The sequence below is a fragment of the Rhodococcus koreensis genome (genome assembly GCF_017068375.1).
GTDB lineage: Bacteria > Actinomycetota > Actinomycetes > Mycobacteriales > Mycobacteriaceae > Rhodococcus_F > Rhodococcus_F koreensis.
In genome coordinates this window covers 12,818-28,459 of record NZ_CP070609.1, presented here as the reverse complement: position 1 = coordinate 28,459, position 15,642 = coordinate 12,818, and the positions used below count along the sequence as shown (strand labels likewise).

The 15,642-nt window shown below is 64.1% G+C and carries 15 protein-coding genes and 3 pseudogenes; 9 read left to right on the top strand and 9 right to left on the bottom strand.

Going from position 1 to position 15,642, the window contains the following annotated elements; all coding sequences use genetic code 11:
• Positions 1-91: 91 nt before the first annotated feature.
• From JWS14_RS00140 to JWS14_RS00130, 3 genes are all read right to left on the bottom strand, one after another.
• Positions 92-1,096, bottom strand: coding sequence for a 3,4-dihydroxy-2-butanone-4-phosphate synthase (locus JWS14_RS00140; RefSeq protein ID WP_206012200.1), 1,005 nt, complete (start codon positions 1,094-1,096; stop codon positions 92-94).
• A gap of 91 nt (positions 1,097-1,187) precedes the next feature.
• Positions 1,188-2,357 (bottom strand): LLM class flavin-dependent oxidoreductase, encoded by a 1,170-nt coding sequence (locus JWS14_RS00135; protein ID WP_206012199.1) that lies wholly within the window; start codon positions 2,355-2,357, stop codon positions 1,188-1,190.
• Positions 2,358-2,428: 71 nt separating this feature from the next.
• A complete protein-coding gene (locus JWS14_RS00130) occupies positions 2,429-2,902 on the bottom strand; it encodes a nuclear transport factor 2 family protein (RefSeq protein WP_206012198.1) in 474 nt (157 codons plus the stop codon).
• Positions 2,903-3,075: 173 nt separating this feature from the next.
• Here JWS14_RS00130 and JWS14_RS00125 point away from each other — a divergent pair, with 173 nt between their 5' ends.
• The 3 genes and pseudogenes from JWS14_RS00125 to JWS14_RS49785 all read left to right on the top strand — a co-directional run.
• Positions 3,076-3,621: a flavin reductase family protein gene (locus JWS14_RS00125; protein ID WP_206015870.1), complete on the top strand. Its 546-nt coding sequence runs from the start codon at positions 3,076-3,078 to the stop codon at positions 3,619-3,621.
• An 11-nt stretch (positions 3,622-3,632) separates the two neighbouring features.
• Complete coding sequence (locus JWS14_RS00120) at positions 3,633-3,923, top strand: hypothetical protein (RefSeq protein ID WP_206012197.1); 291 nt, start codon at positions 3,633-3,635, stop codon at positions 3,921-3,923.
• 33 nt (positions 3,924-3,956) lie between these two features.
• A pseudogene (locus JWS14_RS49785) lies at positions 3,957-4,070 on the top strand (hypothetical protein); the annotation flags it as partial.
• A 158-nt stretch (positions 4,071-4,228) separates the two neighbouring features.
• On the opposite strand, the pseudogene JWS14_RS00115 reads toward JWS14_RS49785, so the two are convergent.
• The 4 genes and pseudogenes from JWS14_RS00115 to JWS14_RS00100 form a co-directional block, all read right to left on the bottom strand.
• Positions 4,229-5,758, bottom strand: a pseudogene (locus tag JWS14_RS00115) (MFS transporter); the annotation flags it as partial.
• A 128-nt stretch (positions 5,759-5,886) separates the two neighbouring features.
• A complete protein-coding gene (locus JWS14_RS00110; RefSeq protein WP_206012196.1) occupies positions 5,887-7,221 on the bottom strand; it encodes an FAD-dependent oxidoreductase in 1,335 nt (444 codons plus the stop codon).
• A gap of 656 nt (positions 7,222-7,877) precedes the next feature.
• Positions 7,878-8,099, bottom strand: coding sequence for a hypothetical protein (locus JWS14_RS00105; protein WP_206012195.1), 222 nt, complete (start codon positions 8,097-8,099; stop codon positions 7,878-7,880).
• A 96-nt stretch (positions 8,100-8,195) separates the two neighbouring features.
• Positions 8,196-8,555 carry a hypothetical protein gene (locus JWS14_RS00100; protein ID WP_206012194.1) on the bottom strand — a complete coding sequence of 120 codons (360 nt, stop codon included), beginning with the start codon at positions 8,553-8,555 and terminating at the stop codon, positions 8,196-8,198.
• Between the two features lie 365 nt (positions 8,556-8,920).
• Here JWS14_RS00100 and JWS14_RS00095 point away from each other — a divergent pair, with 365 nt between their 5' ends.
• Positions 8,921-9,940: an esterase/lipase family protein gene (locus JWS14_RS00095; protein WP_206012193.1), complete on the top strand. Its 1,020-nt coding sequence runs from the start codon at positions 8,921-8,923 to the stop codon at positions 9,938-9,940.
• 195 nt (positions 9,941-10,135) lie between these two features.
• On the opposite strand, the pseudogene JWS14_RS49780 reads toward JWS14_RS00095, so the two are convergent.
• A pseudogene (locus JWS14_RS49780) lies at positions 10,136-10,296 on the bottom strand (DUF4193 family protein); the annotation flags it as partial.
• A gap of 401 nt (positions 10,297-10,697) precedes the next feature.
• Between JWS14_RS49780 and JWS14_RS00085 the strand changes: the two are divergent.
• The 5 genes from JWS14_RS00085 to JWS14_RS00070 all read left to right on the top strand — a co-directional run bounded on the left by JWS14_RS00085 (position 10,698) and on the right by JWS14_RS00070 (position 13,934).
• The gene (locus tag JWS14_RS00085) at positions 10,698-11,093 is read left to right on the top strand and encodes a cupin domain-containing protein (protein WP_206012192.1); all 396 of its coding nucleotides are present in this window, start codon (positions 10,698-10,700) and stop codon (positions 11,091-11,093) included.
• A 69-nt stretch (positions 11,094-11,162) separates the two neighbouring features.
• The gene (locus JWS14_RS51390) at positions 11,163-11,369 is read left to right on the top strand and encodes a dimethylamine monooxygenase subunit DmmA family protein (RefSeq protein ID WP_275957904.1); all 207 of its coding nucleotides are present in this window, start codon (positions 11,163-11,165) and stop codon (positions 11,367-11,369) included.
• Positions 11,366-12,346: a PDR/VanB family oxidoreductase gene (locus JWS14_RS00080; RefSeq protein ID WP_206012191.1), complete on the top strand. Its 981-nt coding sequence runs from the start codon at positions 11,366-11,368 to the stop codon at positions 12,344-12,346. The genes JWS14_RS51390 and JWS14_RS00080 overlap by 4 nt, the downstream gene beginning before the upstream one ends.
• Positions 12,347-12,378: 32 nt before the next feature.
• Positions 12,379-12,876: a dimethylamine monooxygenase subunit DmmA family protein gene (locus JWS14_RS00075; protein WP_206012190.1), complete on the top strand. Its 498-nt coding sequence runs from the start codon at positions 12,379-12,381 to the stop codon at positions 12,874-12,876.
• Between the two features lie 59 nt (positions 12,877-12,935).
• Positions 12,936-13,934, top strand: coding sequence for a heme-dependent oxidative N-demethylase family protein (locus tag JWS14_RS00070; protein WP_206012189.1), 999 nt, complete (start codon positions 12,936-12,938; stop codon positions 13,932-13,934).
• Between the two features lie 307 nt (positions 13,935-14,241).
• Here the strand turns inward: JWS14_RS00070 and JWS14_RS00065 are convergent, their stop codons facing one another.
• Positions 14,242-15,507 carry an IS256 family transposase gene (locus JWS14_RS00065; protein WP_206012188.1) on the bottom strand — a complete coding sequence of 422 codons (1,266 nt, stop codon included), beginning with the start codon at positions 15,505-15,507 and terminating at the stop codon, positions 14,242-14,244.
• Positions 15,508-15,642 lie beyond the last annotated feature (135 nt).

Below are 15,642 nucleotides of genomic sequence, written 5' to 3'. Positions count from 1 at the left end.
CGCGTGCTGCGCGGATGTCGCGCGAGCGGAGTCCTCCGAGAGCCTTCTGCGTCGGACCTGCAGACGCAGTGAATGGTCCTTCCGTTGCCGGTTATCTGAGACTGTCGGGGCGGTGGTGTGCTCGCACTGACAGGCAACCCAGACGGCGGAGGACGGCGCGGATCGTGCTGTGCGGCCGATGAAGCCCGTCGATCGCACGACTGTATTCGTCCTCCGCGGTCTGGGGTAGCCCGATTACAATGCGCGGCTCGGCACGTGGAGATCCTGCGTCGATCAACACCTGATCTGCCGGCAGCAGGTGAACGGGCACGTCCTCTCGGCCGGATACCTCACCCACGGCCACAACGAGATAGTTGTGGCCCCGGTCGGTGAATGATTCGAGGGATGTTCTTCCGCCGGGGAGGTCCACCGACACGTGGAGGCAGGGCAGTGGTGGCTTCTCGGAGTCGAGGTCACGGAGCCCGACGACAGGAAGTTGGTGGGTGCGGGCGAACTCGTGCAGGTCGTTGCCTGAGGCGATGTCTGTCGGGTGGGTAGTGCCGACGACGGTGGTGAGCACCGCGGCGGGTGGGAAACCGGCTGCCGCTACCAGATGTACTGCAGCTTCGGGATGCCCGAAGTCCGACGTGGGCAGCGCCGCGTCCGCGCGCAGGGGCACCACATGGCCTGGACGGCTGAAGGACGCGGGTGACGCGTCCGGGGACGCCAAGAGCCGGATCGTTGTTGCACGGTCCGCGGCAGAGATGCCGGTGGTGATACCGGTGGCCGCGTCGACGGTGACGCACTGTGCGGTTCCTGGAGCGGCACCCTGTTGAGTCGGCAGCAATAGGGCGTCGCATCGGTCCGATGATAGGGCGACTTGCAGGAACCCTGAGGAGTGACGGATAGCGAAGGCGGCATCAGTCGTGCTGATCCGGACCGCAGGAAAGACGATCTCACCGCTGGTCGGCGAGTCGATCCCATCGGTGAGGATGATGGCCTCCCCGCGGGACAGCTGACTGATCGCAGCCACCACTCGTTCTTCCGCGTGGATCTCAGCGAGCGTTGGTACGAGGGCGATGCGCTGCGCGAGCGGACTTTCGTCGGTGACAGTCATGGTGAGATCGTCTTCCTGGTGGTCAGGCCGGGAACTGCCCTGTCTCTCGAGCTGCTGCAGACGGCTGGTCACAGCTCGTGAGAATGGAGTGTTAGTTGACCGCTACCGGCTGATGCTGTGCCGCGTATTTCTCGGTAGCAGCGTTGATGGCCGCCATGGTCTCGGCCTTCCACTCGTTACCCCGCACCCACGCATTGTGCTCGCGGATGGGCTTGAGCTGCCCCCGGAATTCAGGAATCACGTGCTCGGCCCAGAGCGTGACGGCATTTCGCTGGCGCTCGTAGTCGGTGAAGTCGGTGAGCGTCATGATGAAACTTCCGAATCCACCGGTCTGGTCGGCAAGTTGCCGGATCTTCTTGATTGCGGTGTCAGGGGTTCCGATCAGCACCGACCCAGACTCGATGGCCTCGTCGATCATTCCCTCGACGTCGGGCTTCTCGGATGCCGGCAGCGGCGAGATATGCGCCAGATAGTTCCAGATCTCCTCGAACCCGTGGGTGCAGTCCTTGCGCGCCTGCTCCTCTGTCTCTGCGATGTGAGTGATCGCCGAGAGCCGCCAGTTCCGGCGAGACACCGTCCGCCCGGCCTTCGCTGCCTCGTCCTCGGCGATCTTCCAATGGCCGCGAAGGGCGCCGAAGGCGGCAGGGCTGGTGGCAGCAAGATTGATCATCCCCACACCCAGCCTCCCGGCGGTGACAGGCCCGGACGGTGAGGTGACGGCTGCGACAACTACATCCAGCTCCGGCAGACTGTAGGGGCGTACCTGTAGTTTGGCCTCGCGAAGATCGAACCACTCCGTCTTCTCCGTCACCGTCTCACCCCGGAGGAGCCGAACAATGACCTCCGCAGCCTCGAGCATCATCTCGCGCTGCTTCGTCGGGTCGATACCCAGCATGTAGGCGTCGGAAAGGAGCTGTCCGGGACCGAATCCCATGATCGCGCGACCGCGAGATAGGTGATCGAGGGTGACCAGGCGCTCCGCGAGGAGGAACGGGTTGTGGTAGGGCAGCGAGTTGACAGCCGTCCCCAGTTTGATGGTTCTGGTGCGCTGCGCGGCCGCTGCGAGCAGCATTTCGGGCGCGCCGATCGGTTCGTGACCACCGGAGTGGTGCTCGCCGAGCCACGCCTCCTGGAACCCGAGGCTGTCGGCGAGCTCGATGATCTGCAGGTCCCGCTCATAGAGAACTGTGGGGCTCACTCCGATCTTGTGGAAGGGGGCCATGAAGACGCCGAACGCGGTCGGGTAGTTGGATTCGGACATGCAACACCTCGGTTTCTCGGTCTAGCTCGATTTTGTGGTAGCCCAGCGAGCACATACGTCGCTGATGGGCGTTAGGCACTTTCGGTATGGGCCGATCTGGCGCTTTCGATGGTCGCGGGCTCCACTCGGCCGCCGAGAGCGATAACCAGGGGAATCGGGTCGTAGAATTCGCAGAAGTGCGTGATCTTCCCGTCTCGGATGGTGAAACGCGTGACGTACTCGTTCTTCAGCTCGACCGGGATGACCATCTTCATGTCGCTCTTGTACTCGGCGATGACCTCGCCGGGATCGGAGTGATACGTCTCGAGCCTGAAGTCGTACAGCCCCTCGGTCTCGATGATGGAGGGAATGGTCTCCAGGAAGGCCATCACTTCCTCGATGCCCTCCATCCGCCGATTGAATCCAGGAGGGGCGTAACGCATCTCGAAGACGATGTCCTCCGCGAGAAGCTCACGCTTGACATTGAAGTCCCAGGTGTTGATGGCCTCTAGATACCTACGGGCGATGTCGATATTCGACACTCGCAACTCCTCGACAGTCGGCACACGCTCTCCTTTGGCAAACTGAACTCATTTCATGCGAAGGTTAGGCTGTGATCCACGTCTCGTCAATAGGCTTTGATGCTGGAAGTTGCGCACCCGAAACGGTTCTGGTGCGCGGTCGTCTACGGTAACCTGAAATGAACCTAATTCAGTTCGTTCCGAGTGGCGGGGTGTCAATGTCAGAAATTCAGGCAGCAGGGTCCGATGACGAATTCGTCGGCGGCGACGATCTGTCACCGCACGTCCTTCGTGGCGCGTACGGCCGCTTTCCATCAGGCGTCGCGGCAGTGTGCGCAGTGATCGACGGCGAGCCGACCGGTATCGCAGCCAGCTCCTTCGTGTCGGTGTCGCTCGAACCAGCACTGGTGTCCGTGTGCGTCGCCCTCACGTCAACAACATGGCCTCTGCTCCGACGAGCCCAATCTCTGGGTGTCAGTGTGCTGGCCGACGCCCACGCGTCGACCGCTCGGGCACTCGCGTCGCAAGTGCCCGATCGATTCGCGGGAATAGAGTGGGTTCGCGACAGCTCCGGGGCCGTCTTCATTGCCGGCGCAGCCCTTTGGTTGAACTGTTCAATCTACGAGCAGGTTCGAGCGGGCGATCACGAAATCGCAGTGCTTGCCGTCAACCGCATCAAGATGCACAGTTCCGTATCACCCATCGTGTTCCACGACAGCCAATTCCATCGGATGGCGCGCTCCGGGCCCTACCCGTCGAGCTAGGAAGGAAGACAATGTACATCGAGGTCACGTCTGACAGTGTTGCAACTCGTCACCTCCTGGATCTCAAGACGTTTCACGTACACATGAGCTCCGATCGCGAGAAGGCCCACGAAACTCTGGTCAGCGCAAATATCGGCTACATCGACAACGACGCGGTCTTCATTCGATCAGCCTGGCTCCGCAACCAAGGACCACACACCCGTGAGTGGCTTGAGAACTTCGGAGCCATGCTGTCTTACGCAGAGGCCCGCGGGTGGTATGACGGGGAATTCATCGAAGCGCACATAGAGCCCAACGAATAGACCAGATCTTGCTTCGAGCGCGCGCGTCACCACGCCCGCGGCCTGGCCGGGCATAGGGTAGGCGTCGTCTCCAACGCGCACGCTGGGCTCGTTGCCGCAATCGGAGCCACCCTGCCCGGGCGCCCGTGGTCGGCGCAATGCGTCCATCCGCGATGGCCACCGCCGCTCACGTCAAAGGGCATCGACCAAATGGCCCGGATTCCGAATCGCGCGTTTTCGTGTGAATGGACTCTGCGCCGCCCGAGGTGGGGCGAACAACCACACGTGGAGGAATCCGTCGTGTCGAGTGCGCCGGCCGGAATCTATCAGCGGTTGGAAAGCCTCGACATGGGGCGTTCGGCGCACGCGTCGACCCAGATTCTGTCGAGCAGGCACTTCTCCGGATCGGTCAACCGGGCGGATAGATACCGTCGGTACTCTGCGACATCGCAGAAATCGAACCGCTCGATCACGCGGTCCGTACCGACCTCAGCCGTCCAGCGGCGCGCGCCGAGACGGCGGCGGGCGCGTGCGAGGTCGCGCCGAAGCGCCCGAAACGACGCGTCCCCACCGGGCCGCAAACGATAGGTCACAGTCACCCGGACCGGTGCCGACTCCTCCACCACCGGTGCCAGCGGAATCGCGGTCCACGTACCCGCGGCGTCGAGAGTGGGGGCGATCGTCTCCGCCGGCACGATCCCATGGACAAGCGCGCCGATGCCCGCGCCAACCATCACTACCGACGCCGTACCAAATGCGAGCTCGAGGGAGAAGAGATCGGCGAGCGCCCCCCAGACGATTGAGCCGACCGCCTGGCAGCCCTGGAAGACCAACAGCATCAAGGCAATCACACGGGCCCGGATCCACGTCGGCAGAGCGCCGTGGGCAGCCATCATCCAGGAGCTCTGCACACCGACCCACGAGGCGCCGACGACCACCATGAGCACGGCGACGACCACAACATTCGACACCGTGGCGACCGCGGCGAGAACGGCAGCATAGGCGAGTGATCCGGCGCAGATGAACGCGTTCTGCCTCATCCGGCGGCGAATAGGCATCACCGCCACGGTCCCTACGACGGCACCGAACCCGACGAGCCCGAACATCAGACCGAACTGACTCGAGGACAGGCCCAACCGCTCGTATGCGATCACGGGCAGCAGAGCCCACAGACAACTCGAGGGCAACCCGAAGACCGAGAGGCGGTACAAAAGTCGCCGGGTCCAAGCGGAATTCCAGACGAACCGCGTCGACACCGCCAGTGCGGGCAGCATCCGTTCGGATGAGCGCGGCATTGCCGAGCCCACGCGCCTCCGCGAGCGCAGCGGCACGACCAGCACGGCGAAGACGACGCCCAACGCCAGAAAGAGGGCCTCGGACGTCGTCGCGGTCAACAGTGCACCACCGATGATCGGGCCGATTGCACGGGCGCCGTTGTAGGAGGCGCCATCGAGGATGGCCGCGGTACCCGCGAGGGGTCGGCCCACAATGTGCGGCATGAGCGATTGCCAAGCGATCGTGATAGTCGACAGCCCGGCGCCGACCGCGACGACCGTCGCGAGCATCAGCCATGGGGGCACGTCGCCGATACTTGCGAGCACGGCCGCGGCCGCCGCCGCACCCGCAAGGACGAGTAGCGCTCCGCGCATCAAGACCGGCCCCGCCCCGCGCTCACCCCAGACGCCCATCGGAAGTGCGAACAGGAGGAAGGGAATTGCTAGCGCTGTCTGAACGGAGGCGATGACCGTCGAGGATTCCCCGGACACGGTCAGTGTCCACTGGACCGCAACGACGAAAACCCAGACGCACACATTGGTGACGCATTGGACGGCAACGAGGACTGTGAAGTCCGCGTTGCGGAGCGGATCTCGGAGCGAGGAGGTAGCCGCAACCGGGCTGCATCAGTGATTTCTCCCTTCCAATCAGCTGCCGGCGCTCCTGATGGATCCTGCGCCATGCACCGGTCGGAGCGAAGTCGACGGCCTCACGCGGTGACGACCGCACGATCGGCTGCAGCTCGGTCCGCCGCGGCGAGGCCGAACACCCGAGCCGGTGCGATGCCGCCGGTGTAGGCGTGGTCGTAGAGTCCGCCGGTGTCGGATCCCGCAGCGAACAGACCCTCGATCGTTCCGCCCGCAGCGGCGAGGACGCAGCCGTTCTCGTCGATGCGAACGCCGTGGAACGGGAACGTCAGCGCTGGGCACGCCTCGATCACGTAATACGGGCCCCTGTCCAAGGGCTCGGCGTCGTAGGCGCGCGGCGGTCGCACCGCACGTCCTGCCGCATTGATCTTGCCGATCTCCTCGGCGATGGCGGCACCGTCATAACCCCATTCCTCGGGCAAGTAGGCGAAATCGTCGAGACTCTCGGCGAACCCGCACCTGCCGCCGCGGCGTTGTGCGAGGTCGAACTTGTCGATGGCAACAGCACCCTCCACGTAGCTGCCGGTGATCCAGTCGCGGTAGACCCGCTCGTCGGCCACCAGAAGTCCGCGGGACTCGGGCTGTTCGAGCAGGGCCATCGTGGTCAAGTGATCGCCGGCGGTCTCGTCGATGAACCGGCGGTTGTCGAGATTGAACAGCAACGCGTGCTCGCTGTAGTACAGCGACAGTGCCACGAAGTCGGACAGCTCACGGAAGCTCACCCCGGTGGGAATGAGGTGTCCATAGAAGCCGGAGCGAGCCTTCCCTGTCGCGGCACCAACGGCCTCGGCCAGCCGTAATCCATCACCAGCGCTGGTCGGGTTGGAACGCAACTGCATCGCGCTCGCAGCTGGATGGATATGTTCGCCCACCGCCGCGGGATTCGCCTGGAATCCCCCGGTCGCGAGGATCGTTGCATGGGCGCGGATCTCCCGTTCGGTGCCGTCCGCTAGCCGCATCCGCGCCCCGACCACGGAACCGTCCTCGGTGAGAAGCCCGAGAGTGCCAGTGCCGTTGAGTAGTTCGCCGCGGGTCCGGATTCGCTTGCGGCACTCGCCGATGTACTGGTTGGTATCGAACTGGTGGCCTGTGCCGTACCGCAGGACCGTCACGGCGTCCGCGCACTCGACCCCGAGCGAGCGAATCCACTCGATACCTCGAGCGAATCCGTCGACGAGCGCGCGCCGCAATGCGGGGTCGCCGTTGGGGTTGACTTCGTCGATCACCTCGTGCGACGGCGCCGTCCATGCATACCCGGCGAACTGGGCAGACCCGCCGACCGTGGCGGACTTCTCGACGACGATGACCGAGCTACCCCGGCTGAGGGAGCGGGCGGCCGCGGTCAGTCCTGCCATGCCCGCGCCGATGACGAGTACGTCGGTGCCGATTCCTGGCATATCGTGCCCCTCCGTTGTGCTGCTGTAGTGTCTGCGGTCACCTTAGTTCCCTAATTGAAGTCAGTTCAAGTTTGGTGCAGGGTGGATCGACTGCCGCGCCAGTAACGGATCGCAGCGGAGCCTGGTTCCGCTCGCGGAGGGATCGTCGGGCAGCGCGACGGCTTGAAAATGCTCGACAACGCCTACGATCCCCGACGCATGGCGCACCATCCAAGGTGTGTGGCAACCGGGTGCAGCGGCGGGGCTACTACCGACTATTTATAGGCGCGGGTTCGGGAAAACCGTGTGAAACCGCTACTGAGAGTGCAAAATTTCAACGTTTCGAGTGACGGAATCTGTGGTCGGAGCCCGGGCATCGGAGGGCTCACCGATGACCCGCCCCGCGAGTTCCGAGAGCAGCGAGGGCCCGGAGTGGGACTTTGTCACAGTGCTCGCCGACTACGACGAACACGACACCCTCGCCCTGGCGGAGATCGAGCAGTGGTCGCCCCACACCCGAAGGATCGACGAACGGGACTTCAGGTCTCGGCTGCTGCCAAGGGGTAGGTGTCGGGTCGGCCCAAGGTTGAAAGCCCCTGTGCGCTCGGCGGGCGTGAAGGTTCGAAGGACCGCGCGCGTGTCCCGTATCCGTTCGGCCGCATTGTCCTGGTCGGTGTTCATCGACGTCGCGGCGACTGTTCCTGCGCGTTTCCGACGGCCGACATGAGGTCGCGGCCCAGGCGCTGATAGGTGCGTAGCCAGGTTGCGTCGACCGGTTCGTGTTGGAGGTGCGCCATCAGCGTTTCGCTGTTGTTGTCCGTGTCCAGCCATCGGCGCATCTCGGTGGTGCGGTCTTGCACGGCGTGCAGCAACTGCTCTGGAACGGTCGAGTTCGTCATCGGGTGCCGTCCTCCCATGCTCTCGCGCCGCTTTTGTTGCTCATCGTGGGTGGGTGCGTTGGCTGTCAGGCGTTTCACCGTCGGTGGCCGGCACCGTCAGGCGTATTCGAGTGAGTCGGCCTTGTCGAGCGAGTCCCAGGCGATCTCGTAGCGCTTGCGGGTCATGTCGTCGGCGTCGGTGAGGAGCGCCTCGAACAGTGACCTCGGGTCGGCGTGCCATGACCTGGCCAGGGCCTCGATCTCACGCGGGGAGAAGAGGCCGGACCGGGTGGCGGCGAGAACCCAGTCGTCGAATTCGCGCTCTCGGATCCGTTCGACCGCGTCGAAATCGACGTTCCCGTTGTCGAGGTCGAACGAGAACATTGCCGCGACGACGTCTCGGGGCGACTGGCTGGCGATGTCGCCGGCGGCCCGGCCCGCGAAGACGGGGTTGCGGACCAGCTGTTCTGTGGTCATGGCGACCGCACCTCCTCGAGTGGCGCAGGTTCCGACTCACTCTGTGTGTCGATTCGTGGGGAAGCCTTTAGGTGGCGTGTTTCTCAGCAGGGTAAGGCATCTCCTCAACCTTAGCTGTGGTCTGCATCACATTACCGGGTGGTAGTGATCGAACCCACAGGATGAGCCACTCGGATGCGGCAATGGTCGCACGGTTCGAGTGCGGCCGGATGGCATGCGACCCAGCGGAACTGGACGATTGACCTAATAGCGTTTGCGCTCAACATATTCCACACTGTCACCGGAGCCGACTCGGTTCCGGGATGCTCCGGTAGTGGTGTCGGCACGAATATTTGGGCCGCGGAGATTAGGGCAGGAGCGGCAGAATGCGGACACATCGACAGATGAGGCGGGCGGCCGCGGCAGTGGGTGTCGGGTTGGGCGCGAGCATTCTTTGGGCGCCGGTCGCGGCGGCGGAGGAGGTTCCGGACCTGCCCGGGGTGAGCTCGGTGTGGCAGGTCCCGGACCGGATCGGCCCCGCGCAGGGCGCGCATCCTGACGCCGCCCGGTATGCGCGGCAGCATCCGGGTTCGGTTCCGGCCGGTGTCAACGATTTCTCCTGCACCCCTACCTCCGTGCATCCGAGGCCGGTGGTGTTGGTGCACGGCACGGACTCGAACGCGTACTCGGACTGGGCGGCGCTCGGTCCGCGACTGGCCGGGGCGGGGTACTGCGTGTTCGCGCTGAACTACGGCGGCGAGCCCGGGGGTGACAACTACGGAACCGAGGACATGACGGTCAGTGCCGGCCAGCTGGCGCAGTTTGTGGCCGAGGTCCGCGGCGCGACCGCGGCCTCTGAGGTCGACATCGTCGGCTACTCGCAGGGAGCGACGGTGGCCCGGTATTACGTCAACCGGCTCGGTGGTGCGGCGGTGGTCGATCAGTGGGTGGGCCTGGCCTCACCCACCTATGGGGGCACCCTGTTCGGTCTCGTTCCGGTCCTCGAGCAGACTCCCGGCGGCGTGCAGTGGGCGAGAAGGGCGATTCCCCCGGAATTGGTGTCGCCCGCGTTGGAGCAGCAGGCCCAGGGCTCACCGTTCCTCGACGACCTCAACGGCGGTGCAGACACCGTCGCGGGGATGCGGTACACGACGATCGGCTCGTGGCTCGACGAGGTCATTCAGCCGGCGACCAATATCGCGTTGCGCGACGGGTCGGCGATGAACCTGATGATTCAGGACCTGTGCCCGAGCGATCAGTCCGGGCATTTCCGGATGCCCTACGACGAGTACACCCTGCAACTGGTGATGGGTGTGCTCGATCCCGCACAGACGGTGACACCGCCGTGCACCGTAGTCCCGGCGGGCGCGGGGGTACTGGACATGATCCTCACCGAGAACTTCTGAAAGTTGTGGCAACGGAATCACAAGGCGCCGTGTCGCGAACTGGCGGTGAGGAAATGTGATGCCATGACGATCCGCGAAACGAACTGTCCACGCTGATCTGCATCAGCCGATGAACGCTGAAACAGGCAGATCGCCGACGGTGGAAGGTAGCTCTACTCGACGCCTCCGGTCCGCGCAGCTTCCGCGCGTGATTGTGTCGGCGCCGGGCAGTTCGAAGGACTCTGCGGTGTCGGTGTCCTCGACGTCCACGACGGGGGATTGGGTGTCTTTCCTGCTGGCCGTCAGCTGTTCGAGGGACATGTCCGTCGACTCGTCGGATTTGGTGACTCGCGGTGCGTGTCGTAGTCGGTGACCATGACTGTTCTTTCCTCATGCTCTGCGTGTTCTGACCCGCCAGGTTCGAGGGCCGATGCCGCGACACACGACCGGGGTGATGGGGTGCTGTGGCCGCACGATCCGCGGGCGTGGGGTCGTTGTCCGGCGGGTCCGGTTTTCGTGTCTGCCGGGAGACTCATTGTCATTTTCTACCAGGGGAATTGGACAGATCCCGGGAAGGGGGCGGGTGGCGCCCCGGTGACCTTGAGCGGCGGCGCCACCGTGACTCTCTCACCTCACCCGCAGCTCCTACAGATAAAACCTCCTTGTCACGCGCGTTTACGAGCGCGTAACCCACGGCATGGTTTCCTACCATTATCTTCAGTTTCATCACATGGTGATCGAGGGTCGATCGTGCAATCCCATCCTCAGGAGGACCCCAATGACCGTTGCCGATTCGAGTGCGATCGGACAGGCCGTCGCACCGTTCCGCGTCACTGCGGATTTCTGGAAGTCTCTGCCGCAGATGCCGGTTGCGGAATACCCGGGCACCGAAGGCTTCATCGACGACGTGTACGCAAACCCGGACGGGTCCGAGATGTCGGCCGGCTACTTCGAACTCCGGCGCACCGACGATCCCCTCGACTACCTCTACGAGTACGACGAAATGAAGGTTGTGCTCGAGGGCGAGTTCGTTCTCGAGAATCTCGACACCGGACAGAAGGAGGTCGCCAAGGCGAAGGACGCGATTTTCTTCCCGAAGGGATCGCGGATCCGATTCAGTACCCCTGAGGGTGCGTTGGCGTTCTATGTCGGTCAGCGCTCCTTCGCACCGTAATCAGCGATGGCAGTGAGCATGGCCACCACCGGCGCTCGGGGTCGGCGTGATCGACAGTGAGCTGGGTGCATCAGCCTCGATGGCGACAGCGGATTCACTCAGCGGACACGTCAGGTGTTCTGCGCGCACTGCCACACCGTCACGACGACCGCCGCCGCGATCGACAGCGAACTCCGTTGTGGCGGTTGCCGAGCAACGCTGACCGTCTACCACCACTTCTCCCGCCGTCACCATGCCTATCTTGGCTATCGAGCAGATTCGGAGGACCTGACGTGACCGAAGTAGTCGAGGCCGCGACAACCAACGCCGCGGTAGGGAGCGACCTTTCCGTCGTCGTTGCCGACACCACGATGCTGTGCGAGGACATCCGTCAGGTTGTCCTGGCACCAGTCGGTGGCGGAACGTTGCCGTCCTTCACCCCGGGCAGTCACATCGCGGTCACCTGGAAGCCGGGGACACGCAATTCCTACTCCCTGACCGGCCCGGCGATCGAACCGGACCACTACTCGATCTCTGTTCGACTGGACCGGGCCGGCGCCGGCGGGTCGCGGTGGGTGCACAACCTCGCCGTCGGCGACCAGGTGACCGCGTCCCGCCCGCGCAGTGCGTTCGCTCCGATTCCGAACGCACGCCACCACGTCCTCGTCGCCGGCGGCATCGGGGTCACCCCGATCCTGTCGCACGTGCGTGCGGCAGTGCAGTGGCGTCGCTCGTTCGAGGTGATCTATTCCTTCCGCTCCGGCTTCGGCGCACACGTCGACGACCTGATGGAACTGTGCGGGGACCGGTTGACGATGGTGGACACTCCGGAACAGTTCTGGGACCACGTGACACCAACTTTGACCCGCCAGCCGATCGGCACCCACCTCTACACCTGCGGACCGACGCCAATGATCGACGCCGTCACCGAAGCCGCGCTCGCCCAGGGATGGCCACTGCAGCGTGTGCACTCGGAGCCGTTCTCCTCCGGCATCTCCGCCGGGGGCGAACCCTTCACTGCGACCCTGGGCCGCAGCGGTACCGCCGTGACGGTCGGACCCGACACCAGCCTGCTCGACGCGCTGCTGGACAACGGCTTCGATGTGCCGAACCTGTGCCGGCAGGGCGTGTGCGGGGAATGCAAGCTCCCGGTGCGCGGCGGACAGATCGAGCACCGCGACCTCTATCTCACCGATCAGGAGAAGTCCACCGGTGACGTGATGATGCCGTGTGTGTCCCGGGCCGCCGGCGCGGATCTGGAGCTGGACCTATGACCTCCGCGGCATCAGACACCAGAGGGAATGTCATGACAAGCATCGACGAGTCCGACATCGCCGCCGCGCAGGTCGGCATCACCGCGGCCAGCATGGACCTATCCGGCCGCCAGTACCTCCTGATCGCGATCGGTGATGCCCCCAGCACCACCGCCAAGGTCGCAAAGTGGGCGCGGGATCTCGCCTCCGCGCACCGGGCAGTGGCGTTGTACAGCCTCCCCGACGGTGCGGATATCGCCGACCTGATCGACACCAGCACCGTCGGGGTCCGCATCATGATCGCCGGGGCGGAGTACGAGGTGATGCAGGCCGTTGCGGTAGCGCGTGCCGCGGGAATTCTGCCGTGCGAGTTGTTCATCCACATCTCACACGTGGACGTGATCAGCGTGTTCTGCCCGCACTGCGACACCGCCACCCGGGCACTCGCGCGCCCCGACCACACCATCGAGTGCTCGGGCTGCGCCCGCGACCTCGTCGTGCGACCGCACACCTCCTCGCATCGTGCGATGTATCTGGCATCGGTTGCCTGACGACCGACCAGAGATCACCCTTGCACCGCTATTCCGTCCCGACTCTGGAGCGAAGTACCGTGACCGAACTGCTCACAAGCGACCTGACCTGTTTGCCCTGGCCTTTCCCGGTAGGGGACGAAACCTTCCGCTACGCGGTCAATGTCGAGCCCGCACCCCGCTATACCCCCACCCTCGCCGGGGGCTGGGGTCGACACGTCGTCGACCTCGGCCTCGAATACGTGCCGATGATGCGGCTCAAACGGGAGATCCTGGCGAAAGACCCAGGTCGAGTGCAGATTTTGCCGCACATGATGCCCGCCTGTTGGGACGTCATGCTCTACCTCATGCGGCAGATGGCCGACTCCTACCCGGAGACCATGCAGCTGACCGGCCAGGGCAATCGCTACCACTGGCGCAACACGTTGCTCGACATCGACCAACACTTCGAAATGGGTGATCTGGTCACGCTGCCGGAGGACCCGCTGACCTTCATCGGCTGCCAGGTGCCTGACGACATCCTCCTGCTCACCGAGCGCCACGACCAACTTTGGTTCGACGCGGCCATCGTCACCTTCGCAGCCGACTGGTCGATCAAGTTCGACGTCGGTATGAACTTCAATGAAATTCACCGCCCAGTGCCTGGGCTGACCAGCGGCGGCATCACCAGCCGTGCGCAGCAGTTCATGCGCCATCTCACCACCGACCGCATCTTCCGCCGCGCCAACTGGACCTTCTCCGCCGTCGGCTCACCGCACCGCGACACCAGCCTCGAAACCCGGCCCGAATGGGAAGACGACATTCCGAAGCTCATCGCCGACGGGGACTACGGACGCGTGCAACTGCGGATCGAACTCGAACACCTCATCCGCCTGCCCCTCACCGGAGCACTCGTCTTCAACATTCACACCTACATGGCGCCACTGTCGGACATCGCCACCATTCCCGCGTGGGCCGAGCAACTCGCCGACATCATCACCGAACTTCCCGCCGACATCGCCGCCTATAAGGGCATCGACAGTTACCGCCACCACGCCGCCCACTGGCTGCGTACACAGTCATCGGCCTCCTCCATCTGACACGACCGAGTTGCCGGAAACCGCGGGATCGTCGACCGGGTTGATCATCGACGAACCCGACGAGATAAAACAATCCATCGAATCGCGGGGAGGCCGGCGCGAGAAGGATACGAGCCGGAACCGCCTCCGGAGAGGCACTTCCAGCGCCCGGCCGAAGCTAGACACCACAAGCTATCCCCGCGGTGGAGACCCAGGTCAACTGACGCCTCGTCCGGACCGGTGCTCGGCAATCGCCGCGATGAGCGGGGGTGCTGCGGTTGGGTAGGGACTGTCAGAACATCGGTGGATCCAGTTCTGGCGCATGAATCTAGATCACGGTTGGGGTGATTCGGCCTTCGAATGTGATAGCAAACGCATTGAGGGCCGGCTTCCACCTCGTCACCCATCGTGCTCTTCCCTTACCCGTGGGGTCCAGCGACCGGGTGGCGAGGTAGAGGCACTTGAGCGCGGCCTGCTCGCTGGGGAAGTGGCCCCTCGCCCGCACCGCCCGCCGGTAGCGCGCGTTGAGGGACTCGATCGCATTCGTCGAGCAAATGACCCGTCGGATCTCGGGGTCGTAATCGAGGAACGGCACTAACTCGCTCCATGCGCTTTCCCACAGCCGGACTATCGCCGGATACCTCGGCCCCCACTTGCCGGCGAACTCGGTGAACTGCTCCTTGGCCGCGGCCTCGTTGACGGCGGTGTAGATCGGCCGCAGGTCCCGCGACATCTCATCCCAGTACTGACGTGACGCATAACGAAAGGTGTTACGCAAGAGGTGAATCAGGCAGGTCTGCACCACCGTCAGTGGCCACACGGTAGTAATCGCGTCGGGCAGCCCCTTGAGCCCATCGCAGACAGCGATGCACACGTCTGCAACCCCTCGGTTGCGGATTTCCGTCAGCGCGGCGAGCCAGAACTTGGCCCCCTCCCCGCCGTCACCTGCCCACAATCCCAGGATCTCGCGTTCCCCGGCGGTTGTGACGCCGACGGCGACATAGACGGGCCGGTTGGCGACCTGACCGTCGCGGACCTTGACGTGGATAGCATCGATGAACATCACCGGATACACCGAGTCGAGGGGACGGACGGACCATTCCGTCATCTCCGTGAGGACCTTGTCGGTGATCTTGCTGATCGTCTCCTTCGAGACCGATGCGCCGTATACGTCATCGAAGTGCGCCGCGATTTCGCCTGTGGTCAGGCCTTTCGCCGAGAGGGACAGAATGATTTCGTCGACCCCGGTCAGGCGTCGCTGCCGTTTCTTGACGATCTGCGGATCGAACGAGGCATCGGTGTCTCGTGGCACCTGGATCTGTACCGGTCCGATTTCGGTGAGCACGGTCTTCGTCCGCCTCCCGTTCCGGGAGTTTTCTCCGTTTCGTCCACTGACGTGGTGTTTCTCGTATCCGAGGTGCTCGTCCATCTCGGCTTCGAGTGCGGTTTCGAGGACGTTCGCGGTGAGCTGGTTGAGCAGTCCGTTCGGGCCGACCAACTCGACGCCCTCGGCTTTGGCCTGGGCCAACAGTTGTTGGGCCAGCTTCTGGTGGTCAATCTTCGACTGATCCATGGGATCCAGTGTTTCGGTCATCGTCTTGCCTTCTCGCCAAGAGAACTCGGCGTGTCGGCCAGATCCAGTTCAACCGTTATCCCGACAGTCCCGGAGGCGATCTCAAGACATGCAGTCGTCGGGTCGTCAGCGTCTACTCCGACGGGGAAAGGCTCA